We start from the raw sequence: 21,788 nt of genomic DNA on the forward strand, positions 1-21,788 counted from the left end.
AGCATTTTTAGCAAGTTTCTTTTTCATATTGCTCCTACAACTTGCGAAGACTACACTTCAACAAGTACGGAATTTAATTGCACTTCTTGTATCCGAGTCTTTTTTAGTGCAGTAGATAATTGTCGCAAACGTTCGCTAACTTCTAAGTGGGACTCTTGCGATCGTAATTCTGGCGGTATTTCTGCTAACAGAAGTGGATTTCCTTGTAACCACTCATTAAGCGCAATCCCCATCCATGTACCTTGCTTTTCTCTAAAAGTATCAATCAAGCCCTTAAGTTCTTGAATACAGTATTGTTCAAAACCTGCTGCTTCAAAAATAGCAGCACGTAAGTATTCTTCAAATGCATTAATATCGGTTTCAACTTCAAAGATTACATCATCTTGGGGTAATTGAATTTCACTAGCAACATTAACAATAGTTGTTCCTACTCCTGTTACTCCTAAAACTTGTTGTCTTATCGTCCTATTGCAAAGCAATTGATGCCCATATTTTGCGTATCTTTTGAGAACTTGAAAAGCCAGTTCTTCACCCGTGTAATAGTTATCTACTATTTCAATGTCAACTCCAAGGCTCTTAGCAATTTTATCGCGTGCATCGCTGTTAAGCGGAGCACGAATTAATACTTCGGCAACAGGACGGGCAAAGCGTAAGAATAGAACACTTAAACTATTTTCCAGCTTAGATAAGAAGTATTCTTCTGATTGTGCAATTAATCTTTCTTTTACTTGTTTGCTACCCCACAATAAGTTTGTCATGTATTCGACTAATGTTAATGCCTCATCTTTCAATTCCAGAGCGAGTTGTCGAGCTATGGAAGATAAAAGTTTACTAATATCGCCGTATAAATCTTCACGCCAAGCGAAATTAGCTTTCATGCGGTCAAATTGAGGGTATGAGTTGGCAGCAAAAATAATATCTTTTTTTCTAAATGCTTCTTCTCTCAGCTTTTGGATTTCACTAGCAACAATTTCTAAATATCTATCTTTAAATTTAGCAAGACTGGTTGCGGAATTCGCAGTTAAATTATCTAGAGAATTATTGGTAACCGAAGAATCATAAAATTTTTGCAGTTCGGCTTTCTTCTGTTCCCATTTATTATTCCACCATTCGCTAAATAAAATTCGTTTCCGATCTTCTTCAAATCGTTTTGCTTCTTCAGGATTTTCCGAATAACGTTTACGAACTAAATTATAAATTTCTTCAGATGTATTTAAAATAGTTTTTATAGAAGCCTCGCATCTCTTTTTTAAGATAAGTACACGTTCTTTGTTAATATAATTAAATATTTTTTCTTTTATGATTGGAATTCCAGTCGCTTGTTTATTTAAAGCTTCCTCATCATTAATTCCAGTTAACCTTTGTAACTGGGCTTGGATATTACCTGCATCACCAATCTCGAACTTTGTCTGTTCTCCAGCTAATCCATTCAAAAGTAGATATGCCCCAGCCGAACCGTATACAATACGTTCCTGTGGAAGTCTCGCACGTTTAAACCAATCTTGAGACGCTTCTTCAATATGAGTTTTCAGGGCTTCTGCACTACCTAATGAGTCAATACGACTTAAAAATACAAAAAGTTTATCAGCAACGGTAATATTCTTGTCGCCAAGTTCTGTAAATTTGATAATTTCTAGTTCTTTCTCTCTCAAGCTAGTAAAACGCTGTACTAATATTACAGCATCGCAATCTGACAGCATTGCCTTGGCTTCGTCCACGTGCTTTGCTAAACCTGAATCTAAACCAGGAACATCATAAAATACAATACCTTCAGCTTGAGCAAGTTTGTTAGTATAAAGTCTTGCTTCTAAAACAGCATGAGCATACTTTTCATCAGCTACATATTTCTTGAGCGATTCCTTGATATCTTCTAGACGAGTAAATGGAAAAATACGATTACCTTCTCTTCTTACTTGCTGTAAGGTAATTTCATTATTTCGTATAGTATTAATATCTTCTTGCGCGTTTACTTTCTGAAGTTCGTTTAAGAGATTAATAAATTGTTCTTCAGTTTTTGCCTGTACTTCCAGCTTTTGCTCTGTGTCATTCTGAACCGAATAAATTTGCGTTGTTGTAAATGTACACCTTCCTCCCTTAGCTGGGAGTAAATCGCATTCTAACCAAGCATTGATAAAAGTACTTTTTCCCGCTTTCTCTAAACCGACAACTGCAATGCGAAACTCTCGCTTTCTCAGTCTCTCAAGTTGACGGCGTGCTGGTTCTGCTTCTTGCAATAGTATTTCTTTTAATTGCGAGGGAACCTCAGCTTGAGGTAAATTAGCTAAATTAATTGCGTATCGCTGTACGTTTAGGGCTTCAGTTAGACGAGCCTCGTAGTAGGAAGATGCTGTTTTCCAATCCATTTATATAATCCTTATACACGGTTAAATTTTTCTAAACCAGACAGATTTTTTAAACAAGCCAACTGTTCGATAATATATAAAGTATGTTTTGGTAAATTTGATTTTAAATAGTATGGTATCTTCTGATCGATAAGATTTTTTCCATCATAAATCTTAATTCTCATATAAACTTCACGCTTACTATCAGAAGAAATAAAGTCCTCTGTTATTTCTAATTTTTTTTCATTGAGATCGGCATTTTTAAGAGTAGTACATAAGAAATATGAAGCATTGTCTATAAGATTTATTAGTTCATCAGTAGTTAAGTTTGAACCATTTTTGAAATTGCCAGCTATAGATGCTGGAACAATAAGGCAGAGGTCAGCAGGAACGGGCTCGATAGGAATAACTTGCTGTTTTACTTTTTCAAATTTTTGTTTATATTTTGCTTGTGTATGTCTATTTTTACTAAGATACTGCTGACAATAAATTACTCCAACTAATGTACAAGCTGTCACAATAATCCAATTCATGCTTTCCTCATTATTATTAATAGATTGATTAACTAGCTTGGAAAAACTTTCTATTAACCCTGAACAGGGTGTATTTCGTATCAGGAACTGTCTTTTAATGAAAACTACTTCTACTAAACTTTTAACAATTTTTTCATCTTCAATTTGATAAGCATTAGCCTTTATACCAAGAAATTCACAAATTAAGTGCGTTTTCTCTTGTATTTCTGATTTTTCCTCCTCAAGCAATATTTGAATTGTTTTATATAGAATACCTCTCTTTAATCCTTGTATTTGAGGACGTATGTTAAGAATAACGTCATCATATAAGCTGCTGAGATTATCATCTTCCACTATACTTTAAAGCTCCTTTTTTAAAATTTTTCTAAATTTTTAAAGTCTTTTATAATACTTTGAGCTTTTTGTTGCATAGGCTGCCAAAGTTTCCTATTATTCTCATAATCTAAAGTAATATCTTGCTTGGCTCTATCAAGTCTAGCTTGATAACGGTCAATAATATTATTTTGAATTTTATCTACATTTCTTTTTAAAGAATCAATTTGTTCTAGTAACCAACAGACAATTTGATATACAATCTCTCTCTGTTCTTCATCAGCTTGATCTATCCAACCTTCGAGTAAATTTCTTACACTAGGAATTACAGCATTATCGCTAGAGCGTTGTACATAATCGATATATTTTTTCTGTAGTATTACACCTTTACCTACAAAGTCGCCTACAAATCCTTGAATAGTTCCAGCAAGCCATTCCCAACCGGACTTTCCTATAGTATTTCTTTGATGTGCTTCTTGTAACGTAATAATTGTTTCTTTTTCTTCTTGCCAACTTCCTTGGGTAATTGCAAATCCCGCTTTAAATTTAAAGGTTATGGTAGGATGTTTTTCAACTTTAACAATTTGAGATTCAGGAAATGTAATTGCTATATGAGGCGCAATCTTATTTGCTTCTTTTTCAAGATATGATAAATGACAATGAAAAAGTTCTACTACTGCTTGATACATTCTATTTAACTCTTGATTAAAAATTTGCTTCAATACATCCTCCATAACAATATTTAAATGAATAGATAATTCATTTAACTCTTCATTTATTTGCTTGAGTTTATTTTTTTCTAGTTCTGTCTTTGCTTCCATTATTTCACCTTCTTTAGCAATAGAAGCTGTATACCCTAAATTAATTAGTCGGTTTAAGTTTTTATTTAATAAATTTACATTTAATATATTTGCTTTGTTTAAATATGTGATATCTAAGTCTACTTTTCCAGTTTCTAGAGATTTTGCTACGGCTTCTAAAATTTGATGAAGCCCTTTACCTAATTCTCTGCGCCATCCATAAAGTGGATATAATTTTTCTCCCAATTCAGTGTAAGGCTTAATATTTTGGATTTCCTTCAGTTTTTTTTCCAAATAAAATACTGGATCGTCTTCTGATGGATTTGCAAGCACCTGTTTAACTTTGGCATTTATTTCTTCAAACGGCTTGCTCAGATTTTGATTACTTATTTGCAGAAAAGTCTCAAGTGTAGATCTAATCCAAGATATTTTTTCACATTCTTGTTGATAGCGTTCTTCTGAACTGTTAAGGAAAGCTGTTGTTGTCTGCAAAGCCCACTCTGTAACAGCATTACCAGCAGCAATATTAAAACGTTCTATAGCTTGGGGAATAACTAACCGGGGAAAATGTTGGCTAATATGCGCTCTCAAGCCTTGTTGAAACTCTTCTGCATAAGATTTTTGCCATAACGTATCAGCAACCCTATTTCGATCATGCCTAGACCATTTTTCAACTTTACGCGGTAAATCCTCTAATATGTTTTCATCAATCAATCCATTAAAGTGGTTATCTGCTTTCTTACAAGCTTCTGTACTGTATATTTCATCATTATTTTTTATTTGCAGTGCTAATAAAGCCGCCCACGTACTCAGTTTTATAACTTGCAATTTTTCAATATCTTCTGTATATTCTTTTAGATGTTCGGTAAGTTCGTACTTGATACTGCGTATCGCATTTTCAACAAAGCGATTTTCTGTTTCAGGGTAATTTCTATCTGCTCGGAAAACATCGATACGATTGAGAATAAATAACATACGTGCAGGAGAACCGCCTAAATCTTTTACCTGCTCTACCACTTCTTGCAGCAAGCTTCTAACTTTCTGTTGATCGGTTTCTGCACTGTTGTAGGTTACCAAACACAATGCTTCACGACACTGTTTAATCACATTTGCGTTACCTTCATCACCTACATAAGCTAAACCTGGTAAATCCATAATTCTTACCTTGACACCTCTGGGTAATTCCAGTTTTGATTCTTTAATGAGTCTGAAAGGATAAGATATGGTTGATTGCGGGCAAGCTAAATTAGGTTGTTTCTCTCTGTTATCGATGTAACTTATCATTACATCATACAAGCGTTGATAAATTCGCTCATCACTTATACCTGTCCATTCTCCACACTCCCATAATGCTCCGGGAGTTTCATGGATAATTAAAGACTTTTTCTCGCTATATTCTATAGTTACTGCCCCTGCACTCATTTCGCTCACGGCGACAGGAACAATTTCTGCTCCACATAATAAATTTACTAAAGTGCTTTTACCGCTACTAGTTGTTCCCGTTGTTGCGAGGGTAAGAGTAGGATTTTGAAGCTCATTTACTAAATTTTCAATAGCTTTCTCTAATTTTTCAGTAAGTTCTTGCACTTCTGGATGATATGTATCAGGTAAATGTTCAGATATTTCTGTAGAGAAGTTATGCCAATATTTAGAGAGAAGTTTTGCATTTTGTTCTACATCTTCAAAGACTTTATATAATTTAGTGTTCATTATTTAAGCCTATTTAAAATTTTATTTTTTACTTGCACTCAAATATAGATTTTATTGAAAATTAAGAGAAGGGCAAAAGAGAAAAAATAGTTCGTGTTGAAATTTTACCTAATTAGGTTTAATTGTGTTCAATGAATGAGTCACGTATCTCTTCTTTTCTTCTATAAAATGGCTAATTCTATTAGGGTGAACACTACCGAGTTTTAGATACTGGTGGACATATGAGTAGTGCTGCTGCCGTGCCTTGAGGGAATCTTATGGTAAAAAGTAGTGAATTAGTAACTAGATTTGATACTTTTGACTTTTTCTTTATAATCTGGAAATAACTGAAATGCTTATGTAATACTACTGATTTAGATTCAGATTTTTAATACAGTCAAAAAACGAATAGATCAAAAATCGTAAGAATTAAGACTAGCAAAGCATTTCAGTAGGGGAAAAAAATGATGTTATCTAATATATATTGGCAACTTTTCACTTTACCTTGAAGTGATAACTCCAATATTTTTCATCAAGAAAAATTGATATAATAAATAGAGGCGAGGTTTTTTGTATGTACGTTACCATACCAACTCCCAATCGCCTCATGATGGGTGTTTTGATTTTTTAGGGTTTCCTGTTTGACTTTTAAACAGATAAGTTAAAATAATACAGGTAAAATAAAAAATGACCCTATAAGTGAGGGCATTCTATAAATTAAGTTAGTAACTAGCAGTCATTCAGACTAGCCAGTTTTTAGCCAGCTTGTTGGCGTTTCATCTCTTGTATCAATACTTGACAGCGCTTCATAGCTTCTCTTGCCTGTTGTCGGTACTGTTTGGCTTGTTGCGGATCTGATTCATACACTTCAGAACCTTTACGCCGGAGTTCAACAGCTTGCTTACTGAGTTCTTTAGCGCGAGTCTTTAAATCTTCAATTGTTTTCATCATTCCTCCAGTTCTGAAATCACAAATTCTATATTTTCAGCTTCTTCATAAAGTTTATCTGCTCTACTCTCTAGTAAGCTAGCGTCCTCATAGTGATTGTTGTTTAGGGCATTTTGAGATGCTATATACAATTCATCAATAATGCCTTATAACTGGATATAAGCACTTACCAAAGCGTTTCTGGTTTCAGGTCTCATATTTACAATTCAATCCCACCATCAAAATCATCTGGTTCCTCTACATCAATCACAGTAACTTCAGGATGTAATTTTTGCTCATTCTGGCTCACTTGGCTTACTGGCTCTACTATAGTCACTGGTTGTTTGCCATCTAAATACCTTGTGTAAAAGTTGATAGCATCTTCTATAAACTTCGTTACCGGGATATCTAACGCTTGTGACCATTCCTCAACTTTGGATTGCTGATACTTTTTAATCCTAATTTTGTCTATAGCCATTACATAACCTCACTGACCAATCCCTTAAGGTTGTCAAAAGCACCGTTATCTGACATTAGAAAACCTTTTTTCTTAAGTGCTGCACTCAGTAAGGGGAGTTTAGATCCACCACCAATTATCAGAATTTTGTCACCAGCAAGCTTGTATTGCTCTAACTGCTTTGTGACCTCATAAAAATTTAATATGAAGCTGCATAGAAAAGGGCTTCTAAAATAAAGTTGTAAGAAGAGACGGACATAACTTGTTCAAGTGTAAGTTGGTCAAGTACTTCTTGGATGCGATTGCGTAAAGCCTGCAAGGAACAAAAAAGTTCATTTTTTAACGGTTGTTTTAGCAACGCCCAAAGCCTCTCAATAGGATTAAGTTCAGGAGAATGAGGTGGTTGGAGTCAAGGAATTATGTTTTCAGGCCAACTAATCGTCAAATTCATGTGAGATGGGGCTTGGTCAATCTGTAAAACGGCGTAGTCTTCTCCTAATTCCTGCGATCACCAATTGAAAAACTCTTGAAAGCGTTCTCCGTTTAGTTTTGGGTATTCGTGGAAGAAATGATCTCCTGTTCTGGGTTCAATAGCACCATATATCCAAAAATTTTCTCTGATAAATATTTAGCTCTATACAATATGTCATTCCGATAAATTTTACCCTAATTTTTCGCTCACAAATAATTTAACTGGTTACTAGCAAATAACTAGTAACCAGCAATCAACCAGCACCGAAAAATGACGAGTTACGCGTACAGTACTTGCACCATGATTTATTTATGAAAAAAGAAATTGATTAATTTTTCAAATCCCCTACTTTTAAGTATAAGGATTCACCGATCGCTGCTTACTCCGAAATAACTGCAAGCTTTCTTGGTGGTTTCTGCATCTTCAAGCTGAGGCTTTTTAAAGTCATTCTCGGTTCGCTCTTGTTCAAAATAACCGCCTCATAAGGTACAACTCCGGCTAATTCACTATCAATACAGCGAGCTGCTACCCTGGATAAATCCAAACTTCTAGGGGGAATATATGGACCCCGGTCGTTAACTCTCACAATGACTGTCTTGCCATTTTTCAAATTCGTTACCTGTAAGTAGGTGTTGAATGGCAAGGATTTGTGAGCAACCGTCAATTCGTTTTGATTAAATGTCTCTCCATTTGCTGTCATGCGACCGTGAAAGTAAGGACCGTACCAAGAAGCTAAACCTGCCATTTTTTTCTTGGAAGAAGTCAATCCATACATTTCCTTCTGTCCTTCAACAAGTGATAGCTTGGGCACTTGCAATGCTTGACGCAAATTATTTACCCATTCGATCGCTAATAAATCGGCACTCCGATGGGTTTTTCGAGTGACTTCTTTCCCAATTCCAAACAAAAAGCGATTGCCTGACATTAACGCTGGTATTCCATCAACAAGCGCAGGACGCAACCGAGAAGCATCAAAGCTAGATGATTTCACAAGTCGTGTTAGGCGTTGCTGCATTAAACTGGCTTGTTGTCGGTCTGGTAAATTTGCAACTATACGGTTATTTAGCCACACTTCGTAATTGCTCGTCCCTCGATGAACAACTACAGCAGGCGCAGAAGTAGAATCAAATCCCAGTTCTATAGGATTGTCCAAGCGAAAGAAATTTTGGAGCGATCGCAGTATCTGATTTGGGAGAAAATCTCGATTATCGAACCCTGTCTCTATCAAACTTGGAACGGGTAGAAGACTTGCAACTTTAACAGCAGGCTGCTTGGCTAGATTCTCTTGTTGAAGACCGCAAAACTGATTTTTGCTATTTTTATCTCTCTTAATGAGCGGAGCGAGTGGTTGAGTGCCATTTGGTTTTGATTCCTTATCACCCCAATCCAATTTTAAAAACCTTCTTGACAGCATTGTTGTGCCTACAACATTCATTTGCTGCTTATCGGGGATTAAAAATGGGAGAGGTTTGTTAACCAGTTTCCCTAAGTTGGATGACACTTTTGCCGGAAGAATATTTGAAGCCAAACTTGGTGGCAAGTTTTGGTTCAACGACAAAAATGAACCAATCCAGGATGTTACCCAAAGTAGTCCAAAAAATATCATGGTTCAGTCAGTTTTCAGGTAAGTACACCTTTTGACAGTGCTAACCTTGTTCCTTGATAATGACAATTTCCCAATCACTAAACCAGCGGTCTACTCTTCTAAAGAGTAAGAATTTACCCTGGTTGTGATTAAGATACTGAGCGATCCCAGCAGGTATCATATTATCCTGTTGTTGCTAAACAAGCAAATAAAAGTTTTAGATATCTTTTTTGCTTATTACTATAATTTCAATTTAAATTTTTTATAACTGGCTGGCGCTCAAATACAGCAAAGCGTTTAGAAATCGCCTTTTGACATCATTTTTTGGAATTGGGAATTTTGGAAAAAGTATCAATTAATATAGGCATCAGGAGTTAAGGGTTAGGATCTGGGGAAAAAATTTTTCATGTTTGGAGATCGGCTTTTCCCTTGATTGGCTGACTGACAAAAAGAACGCCACCTCTGTTACTAAGCACTTATAGAAACGGGGTTAAAAAGCCCCCCTGTCTCCATGAGAGAGGGTGAGGCTTGTGAAAAGGAGTCGGGGAATAATCAAAGAAGTATGCAGCCGGGAAACGAGAATAGAAGAATGCTGAATGCCCCATGCATCATGCCTTTTGCTGCATAAGTATGCCCATTACCCAAGAGGAGGGATCAAAGAAAATTCACAATCTCTGGGAGATTGGAAAAAAAACACTGCCAAATGTAACGGATTGCAAAGTATAATAAAAGCGATAAAACGATTAAGAATTATTCAATATCACAAAGGTTAAATGCGAGTAGCGATCGCCGGAGCGGGTTTAGCAGGCTTATCCTGTGCCAAATATCTCACCGATGCAGGTTACACTCCAATCGTCTTAGAAAGCCGAGACGTGTTGGGGGGACTGGTAGCAGCTTGGAAAGACAAAGACGGCGACTGGTATGAAACCGGGCTGCACATCTTCTTTGGAGCATATCCAAATATGCTGCAGTTGCTGAAAGAGTTGGGTATTGAAGATCGACTGCAGTGGAAAGAACACACGTTGATCTTCAATCAGCCTGATAACCCAGGTACCTACAGTCGCTTTGATTTTCCTGATATACCAGCCCCTTGGAACGGCATAATCGCTATTTTACGAAATAACGATATGCTCACCTGGCCGGAAAAAATTCGCTTTGGCATCGGTTTGATACCGGCGATGATTCAGGGGCAAAAGTACGTAGAGGCTATGGATCGATACTCTTGGAGAGAGTGGATGAAAAAGCAAAATATTCCTCCAAGGGTAGAAAAAGAAGTTTTTATCGCCATGTCCAAGGCGTTAAATTTTATCAATCCAGAAGAAATTTCAGCAACAATTCTTTTAACGGCTCTCAATCGATTTCTTCAAGAAAGGTATGGCTCAAAAATGGCTTTTCTTGATGGTTCGCCAACAGAACGGATGTGCGAGCCGATGGTAGAATATATCACTTCACGAGGTGGAGAAGTTCGGTTGAATGCACCGTTGAAAGAAATTTTGCTGAACGAAGATGGCACTGTCAAAGGATATGTCATACGCGGGTTGCATGGAGCAAGCGATGAAGTGGTAACAGCCGATATGTACGTCTCGGCAATGCCAGTGGATGTCATGAAGGTGATGATGCCAGAACCTTGGAAGCAAATAGAATTTTTCCAAAAGCTAGAAGGTTTGGAAGGCGTACCGGTGATAAACTTACAGCTATGGTTTGACCGTAAACTAACAGATATTGACCAGCTGCTGTTTTCGCGATCGCCCTTGCTTAGCGTTTATGCTGACATGAGCAACACTTGTCGCGGGTATGAAAACCCCGATAAATCAATGCTGGAGTTAGTTCTAGCACCAGCAGCCGATTGGATTGCTAAATCTGATGAAGAAATACTACAGGCAACCCTTGCCGAATTAGAAAAACTCTTTCCCGACCACTTCATTGGAGACAATCCGACAAAGTTGCTAAAATACCATGTCGTAAAAACGCCGCGATCGGTTTACAAAGCAACGCCCGGTCGTCAGCAGCACCGTCCAGAACAAGTGACTCCAGTTTCCAACTTCTATCTAGCAGGTAGTTACACGATGCAACGTTACTTGGGGAGTATGGAAGGTGCCGTACTTTCTGGTAAGCTGACAGCGCAGGCGATTGCTGAAGCGCATCCAGTAGCAAAATCGTCAAGCCTGCAAATGCAAACCCTTCAGCCTGCAACGAATGCTGCAACTGCCTGATTCTCCCCCACGCCTGAAAACGTTGGTCTCGGTAGACGAGTCCTACGAACTTTGTCGCCAACTCACAGAAAAGTACGCCAAAACTTTTTACCTGGCTACTTTGCTAATGAGTAAGGTCAAGCGCAAGCATATTTGGGCAATCTATGCTTGGTGTCGTCGTACAGATGAACTAGTGGATGGTCCCGTTGCTGCTATCACCACACCGGAAACTTTGGATCGGTGGGAGCAGCAACTGAAATCTATTTTCGCAGGACAGCCAACGGATAATTTCGATGTAGCTCTTGTGGATACCCTTCAGTCTTGCCCGATGGACATCCAACCCTATCGGGACATGATTGAAGGTCAGCGCATGGATCTATACCGAAGTCGTTACCAAACCTTTGAGGAGTTGTATCTCTACTGTTACCGCGTCGCTGGTACTGTAGGCTTGATGTCAACAGCAGTTATGGGCGTGGATGCATCCAACCAATCAGCCCCTTGGTACAAAAGCAAGCCACCCTATAATCCTACGGAAGAAGCAATTTCTTTGGGAATTGCCAGTCAAATGACCAATATCCTGCGCGATGTAGGAGAAGACGCACGTCGGGGGAGAATTTATATTCCTCTAGAAGACTTAGCGAAGTTCAATTACACCGAGCAAGATTTGATCCAAGGTGTAATTGATGAGCGATGGCGAGCATTGATGCGCTTCCAAATCACCAGGACGCGCCAATTCTACGCAACAGCAGAAAGAGGAATCAGCTATCTATCTGCTGATGCGCGGTTACCCGTATGGGCGGCTCTCATCCATTACAGCGGGATTCTCAAGGTTATTGAACGCAGCGACTATGACGTGTTCAATCAGCGTGCTTACGTGCCGAAATTACAAAAGCTAAGTACTTTACCAGTGGCATGGTTGCGAGCACAAGTGTTATGAGGTTAGTCCTCGGTCATCGGTCATTTGTCATACAAAGGACAAGAGATCGATGACAAATGACAATTAACTATTGACAAGCCAAATTTTGTTCTGGTAACATTAGTATTCGTGACCCTGGAGAGGTGGCTGAGTGGTCGAAAGCGGCAGATTGCTAATCTGTTGTACGGTTCGTAAGGCCGTACCGAGGGTTCGAATCCCTCCCTCTCCGTTTTTCGCAAAAGAAAAATAAATTAAGAAAAGATACATCCTCCTATTGGGGGATATTGCTGTTATTATTTATCTTCTGGAGCCAATAGAAAAACTGACCTGACTTCAAAACAGGAATTGGAGACTGGGGAACAATCACCGATCGCCAATTGCTTTTTCATAAGTCCCGGTATACACAGTTAAAACGACTTCTGGAAATTTAGTCAAATTTTAATTTTAATATTCAGGCTCCTATTAAAGAAGAGGAGTGAAATTTACTGCATGAAAAGAACAAGCACAGCCTTAGCACTGGCTTTATTAACAACAGGCGTGGGTTTCCTGACAGCCGCTTGTGATACCCAAGCCCCTCAAACTCCAACAACTAGTAGTGGTAACACAACCCCAGGAAGCTCAAATACAACTGGTAGTGGTAGTGGGCTAAAAATAGGTTCCTTGCTCCCAGCAACTGGAGATCTATCCTCTATCGGGCAACAAATGATACCAGCAGTTCCCTTTTTAGTTGAGACAGTCAATGCTTGTGGCGGTGTCAACGGTCAACCCGTGACACTCATTCAGGTAGACGACCAAACCGATCCTAAAGCGGGTGCGATCGGTATGACAAAACTTGCAACTGTAGATAAGGTAGCGGGTGTGGTCGGTTCCTTTGCCAGCAGCGTTTCTACTGCTGCTGTCTCAATTGCTACTCAGAACAAAGTCATGCTCATTTCTCCCGGTAGTACAAGCCCCGTATTTACCGAACAAGCAAAAAAAGGAGAATTTAAAGGCTTTTGGGCGCGTACTGTTCCACCTGATAGCTATCAAGGACCAGCCCTAGCAACACTGGCAAATAAAAGAGGTTACAAGCGAGTTTCCACCCTCGTAATTAATAACGATTACGGCGTTGGTTTTGAACAAGCATTTGTACGAGCTTTTGAGAAATTGGGGGGAACTGTTGTTAACAAAAACAACCCAGTTCGTTACGACCCCAAATCAACCACGTTTGAGAGTGAAGCCGCAGCGGCTTTTGGGGGCAAACCGGATGCCGTTCTGGGAGTTTTTTATGTAGAAACAGGTAGCTTGCTTTTAAAATCAGCATACCAGCAAGGATTGCTCCAGGGGGTTCAGGTGATGCTGACTGATGGTATGAAGTCAGATGAGTTTCCCCAACAAGTTGGCAAAACAAACGATGGAAAATATATTGTCACTGGCGTAATTGGTACAGTACCGGGTTCTAACGGAAAAGCATTAGATGCTCTTACCAAACTTTGGCAATCGAAAAAAGGTGGTTCACCAGGAGAATTCGCTCCTCAATCATGGGATGCAACTGCTTTACTCGTACTAGCCGCACAAGCTGCTAAGGAGAACACAGGTAAAGGTATAGCGAACAAAATCCGTGAGGTATCGAATGCTCCGGGAGTGGAAGTCACAGATGTTTGTGAGGGATTGAAGCTACTGAAAGAAGGGAAAGATATTAATTACCAAGGAGCAAGTGGCAACGTAGATGTTGACGCAAACGGTGATGTCATTGGTATTTATAATGTCTGGAGTGTAGAAGCTGATGGCAAACTCAAAACCATTGACAAAGTAAGTCCGCAGTAAAGTAGATTACCAGTCAATCTGACTTTGAATTAAATGCACGATTAAGGTGGGCAATGCCCACCTGAGTGAGTCTTTATTTAACGACCAAAGAGACTGCCAAAGTTGTAACCAATTCCAATCGCCAAACCAACATCTGTATTATCAAAAAATGCTGCATTTACCGCAGCTGTTGCCGTAAACTGAGATGATATTGGTACGTCAATACCACCAGTTAGCAAGAAAGCAACATCAGCATCGTCGCTCGTTTCAATAGCGACACCAGCACCAAGATAAGGAGCAATAGGCAATGGTTCGGAGAAAGGATCTATCGACCTGAATGAAAAGTCATAAGTTACCGGAATGAGAATAGCTGTATCGTCTCCAATCACAACTGAGGGACGCGCAGATAAAACACGTGTCAGCCCGATTTTGCTGAGAACCATAAAGTTCCCATCGCCCAAAGCAGAGTCGCCACCCAAGCCGATGTTTCCTCCTATCCCGATATAGCTCGAGCCACCGCGAGTTCTTCGCCCTGGATCGACAGTCGTAATATCGGATTGTGCTACTTGAGAAGTAGATGGCTTAAGCTGCGTTTCTGTATTTTGGGGAGTGACAAGCACTGCTGATGATGTGAACGTCGTTCCCGGTACGGGAGTCACTACATTGTTAGAAGTTTCCGGTTGTGTGTGATTTTGTACTGGCTGCACCCGATTTAGCTCACCAGCAGATGCCACAGTATTTTCGGGAACAGAAGATTCCTGCACAGATGGAGTAAAAACATTTGGATAGAAGTTTTCTACCTCAACGGGTGTTGTTTGGGGAGATACTTCAGTTCCAGAAGATAATGTCAACTGCTCGCCGTTTGCAGTATCTGCTACTTGAGCAACAGCAGGCACGCTGACACCAAGAAGTGCTACAGCCGATAGACTTAGCAAGCAAAAAGCATTTTTACGGAAAAAAATAGTGTTCACAATCACTCCTCAAAAATATTGCCTGAAAAATAATTAACTTGTCAGATTTTCAGCCAACTTTTAGCAATATCCACCATTTAACACTAAAAAAATCATTCCATCATCCTCTATTGGATATGCCCGTGCAGAAATTTTCAATTATTTCAAGACCTTCTGAATGAAACCGCCTCTACATGGCATATAGTGAGGACTTTTTATCTTATTCAAGCGGTCTTGATTCTGAACGTTCTTACCTACTCATCAATTTGCCAAGAATCTTTGGTTACATTTTCATCTACAATTCTCCTGGGTTTTACAATCACAATGATTCTTCCCAAAAGAGGGACTTCTGGGGATGTTTCAAACCACTGAAAGTCTAATTCTCCAGAGTTATCTACTACAAAATAACTGTTTGAGTCCCATTCTCGTTGAGCGCGGTCTACAACTACCAACACTGGTTCTGATGGATTTTGGATCTGGTTGGGAAATTTACCGCTTTTACACAATATCGCCACGGGGTCTTCTGCACTTAGCAAGACTTGCCAGCCGGGTAAAGGAACCCAAGCTTGCTCTCCGGCAAATTTAACCATGCGAAATGGTTCTATCTCCTCAATGAGGGGTACTGCTTGCAAATCTTCTTGTGTCAGTGGTAGTTCACCAACTACTGGTATAGCACGAGGTAAGTCCGCTTCTGATTCCAAGCGATAAAAAGGCAGAGAAGGAGCGGGACGACTGGGAACAACGGTAAAATCGGTAAGTAATTGTTCGATTTGTTTCCGGGCGGTTTGCGAGTAGGCAAAGCGCAAACCTTTGGCAATCAAGCGAGAACGTTCTTGTAAATCTGTGTTTTGACGGGCTAACTTCCAAGCTTGATAGGCAACAGCATCGCCTGGATGATTCTCAAATCCCTCTGGTAGGGTACGGAAGCGAGAAAACTCTTTTATTGCCTTGGCGATTTCTTTTGCACCATCAACATCAATTTTATTTTGGAAGGCCAGTTCGGCTGCTGCTGTCCTTTCTTCTTGGGTTAGCAGGCGAAATTCATACAAAATATCGCTACCTCTGGTGGAGTAATGCGATCGCACTTCTGCTGGTGCATTTACTTTTTCTATAGAATTGTAAACTTGTGCGCCAACAGTGACTTGATTTTGTTGTACGGGCTCAAATCCAGTTGCTTCAAAAATTTCTTGTGGATTATAACCTAGTTTTTGCAGTTGGGCGATCGCAATTCCCCATTCCACCCAGTTACCTTGTTTTTGTCTGAGTTTTCTTAGCAACTCTAGGGCTACATCGTTGTTATTTGGCTCTTGAACATTAGGTGGTAAGTCAGTCATAAGTGTTTCAGCAAGCTTTTAGAGGAGAAGACTATATTAAAAATTTACAAGAAGAAAGCCAGAAGGTAGAAAGGAAGATGTTACCGAGCATTAATAAATATTAATAATACGTAAATTTACGCATGCAAAAAGTTGAATTTGTCTGCGATTTTTCTTGTAGTTTTTGTCAAAAGTGAGTATAACCAGTTCAGGTGCGATGAAATATTACTTATGCCTAAGATTGTGTTAAGTTTTAAGCCTGCTGAGTACAGAATATAACAAAAAATCAAGATTAAAAGGAATCTGTTTATGAATAATCCCCTTCCCGAATTAGATAAAATCCGCCGTCAACTCGTGAATGTAGAAAGCCGTAGAAAGGCAAAAATGCTAGTGGTTGACGACGAGCCAGATAATCTTGATTTGCTGTATCGGACTTTCCGCCGGGACTTTCAAGTTCTAAAAGCAGACAGTGGAGTGAATGCGCTGCAAGTGTTGGCATCAGAAGGAGAAGTCGCAGTTATTATCTCCGACCAGAGGATGCCAGAAATGAAAGGAACAGAGTTTCTCAGTAAGACCGTTCCTCAATTTCCCGACACGGTTAGAATTATTCTTACCGGCTTTACTGATATTGAAGATTTAGTAGAAGCAATCAACGCCGGACAAGTCTACAAGTACATTACCAAGCCTTGGGACCCCGTTGAACTCAAGGCAGTAGTACAGCGAGCAGTAGAAACCTATGAATTGCTAAAGCAACGGACTGAAGAATTGAGACGCGCCAATGCTCAAATGGGGTTACTAGCTGTCCTCGTACACGTGACTCAACAAGCTTCTAGCCTGGAAGCAGCACTCGATCCTATCGCCAAAGCATTCGGCGATAGTTTTTCTGCAGATGGGTGTATTTTGCAACTCGTAGAGGGTAAGGCTTTGATTGCAAAGCAAGGCACTTACAGCAATGGAGGAAGTTTAGAAAATTGGCTCGATCGCGACCCCCTGACAACAGAAGCCATTGCCAACCAGCAACTACAAGTTTCAGTCAATATACCCAACGATCAAAAGCTAGCTGGTGTTGCTCACTATCAGTCGAACAGCGTCCAAGCCCACTTGATTATCCCCATCACTTTTCGAGAAGAAGTTTTGGCGGTGCTGTCCCTACAATGGAAACAACCTTGCACTTTACGTGAAGATGAACTGAAACTGATTCATCTATCAGCACAACTAGTTGCGATGGCGCTGATTACCACTCGTCACTATCAACCGACTTAGTAAATCAGCAAAAGTCTTAGGAATTTCTAGGGGGAAAATTATTCCATATTGTGGGACGGAGAGGGACGTCCACACTACAACAAATGGTGGTCGTTACTGAATAAAACCCTTCTCTCAAAGGAGTTGGGAGCCCTTTCCTTTTGGAAGAGGGCTCCCAATGCAGTTTTCACGATTACAGTGCGCCCGCCTAACGCTACACAATGGTACGGATAGTTCGATGAGTTCTGCTTTATATTAACCAGACATACTAAGACATCCTTCAACAATTCTTGCTTCCACTAGCGCAGTTGGCTGCTTATCTCATACGAGAAGAGATACAGCAGATTTCAACTTGGTGAGGTACAAAAATTACCCCCCTCTGTCCCCCAAAGCATCGGGGGGATGAAAGGGGGGTGTACCTCACCGTTACTAGCCCCAATGCGTTGCATATTACTCCCTTTCCGCCATAAGACTACCGATCTTCTTCTCCTCTTTCCTCTGTGTCCTCTGCGCCTCTGCGGTTCATTTAATTAAGAAATCTTCGAGCGGGAAGGGAGTAAGTACAAATCCAGGTAAAACTTTTCCGCCTGAAAGAGTTTGAGGTAATTTTCAATTACCTTTCTGGAATCCCATACTACTATAATGTATCTAGAATAAACCCTCAATACTCCTCAGATAGTTGAAATGAAGTAGTAGCAAAAAACGGTTCCCAAAAACAATAGGGACTGACAACAGAATTTTTTGGCTTTAAGCAAAGTCTCACATCTTATAGAACGAGCGTTACCTTCGGATTGTCCGGCGTTGGCTGCGGAGGAAACCCTGCTCTAGCATTGGTCTCACCGCCTGCTTTCTCCTGACTCAGCGATCGTCATAGTATGGGGACAAATATTTACGTTATTGGATAGAAGCATGAATTATCCTCATCCCTAACTCTTCTTCCCGTGGGAGAAGGAAGAAGGGAATGGGTGGGGAAACTATGCACTACATAGTTTTATTGGGGTTTGGAAAGAATGCAGAAAAAATCAATATTGTTGGCTGAAAATTTGGGCTATGAACTTAGCGCAACTAGGGTCTTATTTAAAGGCGTTCATCTCAGCATTGCAGAGAAAGATCGCATTGCTTTAGTTGGTTCTAATGGAGTGGGAAAATCAACTCTCTTAAAAATCTTAGCCGCTCAACTTAATCCCACAACGGGTTCTATTACGCGTCAAGGCACAATATACTACTTACCGCAAATCAGCACTATTAAACAGGAGAGTAAAGCAGAAACAGTTCTTGATTTTTTAAGTTCTATTTCTGAGGAATGGTGGGATATTGAAGCCATTTTGGAAACACAATTCAATACCAATCTCGATTTATCCTTACCGCTTTTCAATCTTAGTGGTGGTGAACTCACAAAGTTATTCCTAGCTATTGGTTTAGCACAACAACCAAAGTTGTTACTGTTAGACGAACCAACTAACCATATGGATTTGATGGCGTTAGAAAGTTTAAAAGGCTTTCTCAATAACTTTGAAGGAGCATTTGTCCTTGTTTCGCACAAACCATTTTTCTTAGACCAAGTAACAGAAATAACTTGGGAACTCACACCAGAGGGAATCAAAGTTTATGGAGGTCATTTTTCTTTATACCGAGAACAAAAAGAAACAGAGTTAGAAGCAGCATTGCGATCGCATGAAGTTGCGAGAAAAGAACTCAAACGTGCTAAAGCCTCAGCATTACAAGAACAGCAAAGAGCAGCCCAATCCCGCAAAAGAGGTGAGCAGCTAGCAGGTAGCATTCCTAAAATTGTAGCTGGAATGATGAAACGAAAAGCAGAGGTAACAGCAGGAATTGCAAAACAAAAACATGAAGCCATTGTTGAGAAGGCAACACAGAAATTTACAGAGACAAAAGTCAGAACAGCAAAGGCTACAAGTATTCAATTGGAAGAAAGAAGTCAAAAACGGAGAAATCTTATTGATATTCAGGGTGCGAATCTTTGGGTAGGTGAAAGCTTGCTAATTAAAAACATTCAGCTTCATCTTTCTTCAGGCGATCGCATAACTGTAGCTGGTGCTAATGGTTCTGGCAAATCAAGTCTGGCAAAAGCTATTTTGCCTAAATTGGCAACAGATGATGCACGGTATTTAACCAATAAGTTATCGATAGAGCTTAAAGATAGCTCAACCGCTATACTGGCTTCAAGATCGACAACAAAAGCTGTATATCTCGACCAAACTTACGAAATCGTCAATCGTACTCAGACAATTCTCGAAAATATGCAAGCTGCTAACCCCAATCTTAGCTATCAGCTTTTGCGACAGCAGTTGGGACACTTCCTATTTAAATATGATGATGTCAACAAACCAGCATCAGTTTTAAGTGGGGGTGAATTAGCAAGGTTAGCGATCGCGATTATCAGTATTTCCGAAATCGATCTGCTGATTCTTGATGAACCAACAAACAATTTGGATATCGAAACCGTCAATCAAATGGTAGAAAGTCTTAATGAATATCAAGGTGCGCTTTGGATCATTTCTCACGATTTGGATTTCTTAAGCCGCATTGATATTCACCAAGCTTATAAGTTGAGCCAGCAAACCCTGCAAATGACCACATACTTACCCAGCAAACCCGAACAATATTATCAAGAGTTACTTACTAGCTAGAAGTGTTGAATGAGTCTCTTTTATTTTTGAACTGAGATAGGGCGGGTAATGCCCACCCTAGAATACTTAGTACTTACAATTTTTTATAAATTATCTATGCTTGTTATAAAGGACGACGCAATAGATAATTCTTTAACCTGTAGAGCTTGCTCTAGATGTATTTCTACCAGCAAAATTTTTAGATATGTAAAGATCTACCGTTTGACACATCTCCAAAATCCAAAGAATGTAAATTTTTGTACATTACGAGATGTATATTTTGAAACTTAAAATGCTAGGATTTTGTTTTAATGTACTTTAGTAGTGTTAATTTGATTGTCATTTTTATAAATTAACATTTTAAAAATTAACGTGAGTTCGACAGACCTCACACTCACTTCCTCTCATCAAACGGCAGAGGAAAACCAATCTTATCATCAGGGTTTGAAAGCCCTCTCTTTGCAGGGGAGGGGTTTGGGGTGCTGTCTGTTTTGACTTCAGTAAACTCGCGTTAATAATTAGGAGGTGATGAAAGTTGAAAAATATACAATACCATACAATCACCTTGTGGAAAAATTATTTAAATCAACTCTGGTTTCGTGTAGTTATTGCTTTTACTATTGCTTATATTATTATGGTAATAGCAAGTTGTATAGATAAATGGTCTAACAATCAAGAATTTTGTCGGATTAAAGAACCTTTACAAAATTGTTATTTCAGACAAGTAATTTCTATATTTGCACCAAGCAATATTGAAGGTTTTAGTATATTAACCGTAGCCATTTTATATATATTAGAAAGCCAAGAACGTCGCGAAAACAGAATATATGAGGCATGGCAAGTTGTTGATAATGCATCAGCGGCAAAAGTTTCTACTAGCTACGCTAGAATTAAAGCACTAGAAGATTTGAATAAGTACCGAGTTTCTCTGAAAGGAATTGACGTTCCTGGTGCTAATTTAAGTGAAATCAATCTTAGAAACGCCGATCTTAAAGAAGTTGATTTTAATGATTGCATCTTTAGTAATGCCAACCTTAGCAATGCCGATTTAAATGGTGCTAACCTCAGTGATGCCAATCTCATCTCCGCCAATCTCAGCAATGCCAATCTCTTTTTTGCCACCCTAAATGAGGCTAATTTAAGCGGTGCCAATCTTAATGGTGCTACACTTTTCTTTGCCGATCTCAACTGTGCCGATCTCTGTAATGCCAATCTGATTGGTGCTAATCTTAACAGTTCTATTCTTAATAATGCTATCCTGTTTTCAGCAGACCTAAGCAATGCCCAACTTTGGAGTGCCAATCTGAGCAATACCGATTTGAGTGATACCAACCTCAGCGGTGCTAATCTTAAAGAAGCTAACTTGAGTAGTGCTAATCTCAGTGGTGCTAATCTCAAAGGTGCTAACCTCAGCAGTGCTAATCTCCAAGAAGCGAATTTAAGCGGTGCTAACCTCAGTGGTGCTAATCTCAAAGGTGCTAACCTGAGTGATGCTGATTTCCGATCTGTTAAAAGTCTTGAAATAGAACAAATCAAGTCCGCTAAAAATTGGGAAAAAGCACTGTTTGATGAATTATGAATTATAAATTCTGAATTATGAATTGAAGGTTTGAGCATTCATAATTCATCATTCATCCTTCATA

At 39.3% G+C, this 21,788-nt stretch carries 14 protein-coding genes, 1 tRNA gene and 1 pseudogene; 7 read left to right on the forward strand and 9 right to left on the reverse strand.

Going from position 1 to position 21,788, the window contains the following annotated elements; genetic code table 11:
- Window positions 1-50: 50 nt before the first annotated feature.
- The 7 genes and pseudogenes from HC643_RS13685 to HC643_RS13715 all read right to left on the reverse strand — a co-directional run bounded on the left by HC643_RS13685 (window position 51) and on the right by HC643_RS13715 (window position 9,138).
- Entirely contained in the window at window positions 51-2,234 is a 2,184-nt protein-coding gene (locus HC643_RS13685; protein WP_237265878.1) for a dynamin family protein, read from the reverse strand.
- Between the two features lie 140 nt (window positions 2,235-2,374).
- Window positions 2,375-3,208: a hypothetical protein gene (locus tag HC643_RS13690; RefSeq protein ID WP_038073843.1), complete on the reverse strand. Its 834-nt coding sequence runs from the start codon at window positions 3,206-3,208 to the stop codon at window positions 2,375-2,377.
- A 20-nt stretch (window positions 3,209-3,228) separates the two neighbouring features.
- A complete protein-coding gene (locus tag HC643_RS13695) occupies window positions 3,229-5,697 on the reverse strand; it encodes a dynamin family protein (RefSeq protein WP_038073844.1) in 2,469 nt (822 codons plus the stop codon).
- A gap of 735 nt (window positions 5,698-6,432) precedes the next feature.
- Window positions 6,433-6,627, reverse strand: a complete 195-nt coding sequence (locus HC643_RS13700) for a hypothetical protein (protein WP_336604366.1) — start codon at window positions 6,625-6,627, stop codon at window positions 6,433-6,435.
- Window positions 6,628-6,823: 196 nt separating this feature from the next.
- Entirely contained in the window at window positions 6,824-7,081 is a 258-nt protein-coding gene (locus HC643_RS13705; protein WP_038073851.1) for a hypothetical protein, read from the reverse strand.
- A gap of 178 nt (window positions 7,082-7,259) precedes the next feature.
- Window positions 7,260-7,451 (reverse strand): annotated as a pseudogene (locus HC643_RS42565) (hypothetical protein); the annotation flags it as partial.
- Between the two features lie 460 nt (window positions 7,452-7,911).
- Window positions 7,912-9,138, reverse strand: a complete 1,227-nt coding sequence (locus HC643_RS13715) for a septal ring lytic transglycosylase RlpA family protein (RefSeq protein WP_038073854.1) — start codon at window positions 9,136-9,138, stop codon at window positions 7,912-7,914.
- Between the two features lie 752 nt (window positions 9,139-9,890).
- Between HC643_RS13715 and pds the strand changes: the two genes are divergently transcribed.
- The 4 genes from pds to HC643_RS13735 all read left to right on the forward strand — a co-directional run bounded on the left by pds (window position 9,891) and on the right by HC643_RS13735 (window position 14,031).
- Window positions 9,891-11,330: a 15-cis-phytoene desaturase gene (gene pds, locus HC643_RS13720; RefSeq protein WP_038073857.1), complete on the forward strand. Its 1,440-nt coding sequence runs from the start codon at window positions 9,891-9,893 to the stop codon at window positions 11,328-11,330.
- Complete coding sequence (gene crtB / locus HC643_RS13725; RefSeq protein WP_038073860.1) at window positions 11,314-12,246, forward strand: 15-cis-phytoene synthase CrtB; 933 nt, start codon at window positions 11,314-11,316, stop codon at window positions 12,244-12,246. Before pds ends, crtB begins: the two co-directional genes overlap by 17 nt.
- Window positions 12,247-12,362: 116 nt before the next feature.
- Window positions 12,363-12,454 (forward strand) — tRNA-Ser (locus HC643_RS13730).
- Window positions 12,455-12,714: 260 nt separating this feature from the next.
- Window positions 12,715-14,031 (forward strand): ABC transporter substrate-binding protein, encoded by a 1,317-nt coding sequence (locus HC643_RS13735; RefSeq protein WP_038073863.1) that lies wholly within the window; start codon window positions 12,715-12,717, stop codon window positions 14,029-14,031.
- Window positions 14,032-14,108: 77 nt separating this feature from the next.
- Here HC643_RS13735 and HC643_RS13740 read toward each other — a convergent pair whose 3' ends face one another.
- Window positions 14,109-14,981: a hypothetical protein gene (locus HC643_RS13740; protein ID WP_038073906.1), complete on the reverse strand. Its 873-nt coding sequence runs from the start codon at window positions 14,979-14,981 to the stop codon at window positions 14,109-14,111.
- A gap of 233 nt (window positions 14,982-15,214) precedes the next feature.
- Entirely contained in the window at window positions 15,215-16,294 is a 1,080-nt protein-coding gene (locus HC643_RS13745; protein WP_038073871.1) for a RuBisCO accumulation factor 1, read from the reverse strand.
- Window positions 16,295-16,582: 288 nt separating this feature from the next.
- Here HC643_RS13745 and HC643_RS13750 point away from each other — a divergent pair, with 288 nt between their 5' ends.
- From HC643_RS13750 to HC643_RS13760, 3 genes are all read left to right on the forward strand, one after another.
- On the forward strand, window positions 16,583-17,536 hold the full coding sequence (locus tag HC643_RS13750; protein ID WP_038073874.1) for a response regulator: 954 nt from the start codon (window positions 16,583-16,585) through the stop codon (window positions 17,534-17,536).
- Between the two features lie 989 nt (window positions 17,537-18,525).
- On the forward strand, window positions 18,526-20,166 hold the full coding sequence (locus HC643_RS13755) for an ABC-F family ATP-binding cassette domain-containing protein (RefSeq protein WP_167844680.1): 1,641 nt from the start codon (window positions 18,526-18,528) through the stop codon (window positions 20,164-20,166).
- 514 nt (window positions 20,167-20,680) lie between these two features.
- Window positions 20,681-21,724, forward strand: a complete 1,044-nt coding sequence (locus tag HC643_RS13760) for a pentapeptide repeat-containing protein (RefSeq protein ID WP_050045762.1) — start codon at window positions 20,681-20,683, stop codon at window positions 21,722-21,724.
- The last annotated feature ends 64 nt before the right edge of the window (window positions 21,725-21,788 follow it).

The sequence above is a fragment of the Tolypothrix bouteillei VB521301 genome, assembly GCF_000760695.4.
GTDB lineage: Bacteria > Cyanobacteriota > Cyanobacteriia > Cyanobacteriales > Nostocaceae > Scytonema > Scytonema bouteillei_A.

Coding starts and splice junctions, on each gene's coding strand:
- HC643_RS13705 (WP_038073851.1), bottom strand. CDS start 7,081: ATGGCTATAGACAAAATTAGGATTAAAAAGTATCAGCAATCCAAAGTT.
- HC643_RS13755 (WP_167844680.1), top strand. CDS start 18,526: ATGCAGAAAAAATCAATATTGTTGGCTGAAAATTTGGGCTATGAACTT.
- HC643_RS13695 (WP_038073844.1), bottom strand. CDS start 5,697: ATGAACACTAAATTATATAAAGTCTTTGAAGATGTAGAACAAAATGCA.
- HC643_RS13750 (WP_038073874.1), top strand. CDS start 16,583: ATGAATAATCCCCTTCCCGAATTAGATAAAATCCGCCGTCAACTCGTG.
- HC643_RS13715 (WP_038073854.1), bottom strand. CDS start 9,138: ATGATATTTTTTGGACTACTTTGGGTAACATCCTGGATTGGTTCATTT.
- HC643_RS13735 (WP_038073863.1), top strand. CDS start 12,715: ATGAAAAGAACAAGCACAGCCTTAGCACTGGCTTTATTAACAACAGGC.
- crtB (WP_038073860.1), top strand. CDS start 11,314: ATGCTGCAACTGCCTGATTCTCCCCCACGCCTGAAAACGTTGGTCTCG.
- pds (WP_038073857.1), top strand. CDS start 9,891: ATGCGAGTAGCGATCGCCGGAGCGGGTTTAGCAGGCTTATCCTGTGCC.
- HC643_RS13745 (WP_038073871.1), bottom strand. CDS start 16,294: ATGACTGACTTACCACCTAATGTTCAAGAGCCAAATAACAACGATGTA.
- HC643_RS13700 (WP_336604366.1), bottom strand. CDS start 6,627: ATGATGAAAACAATTGAAGATTTAAAGACTCGCGCTAAAGAACTCAGT.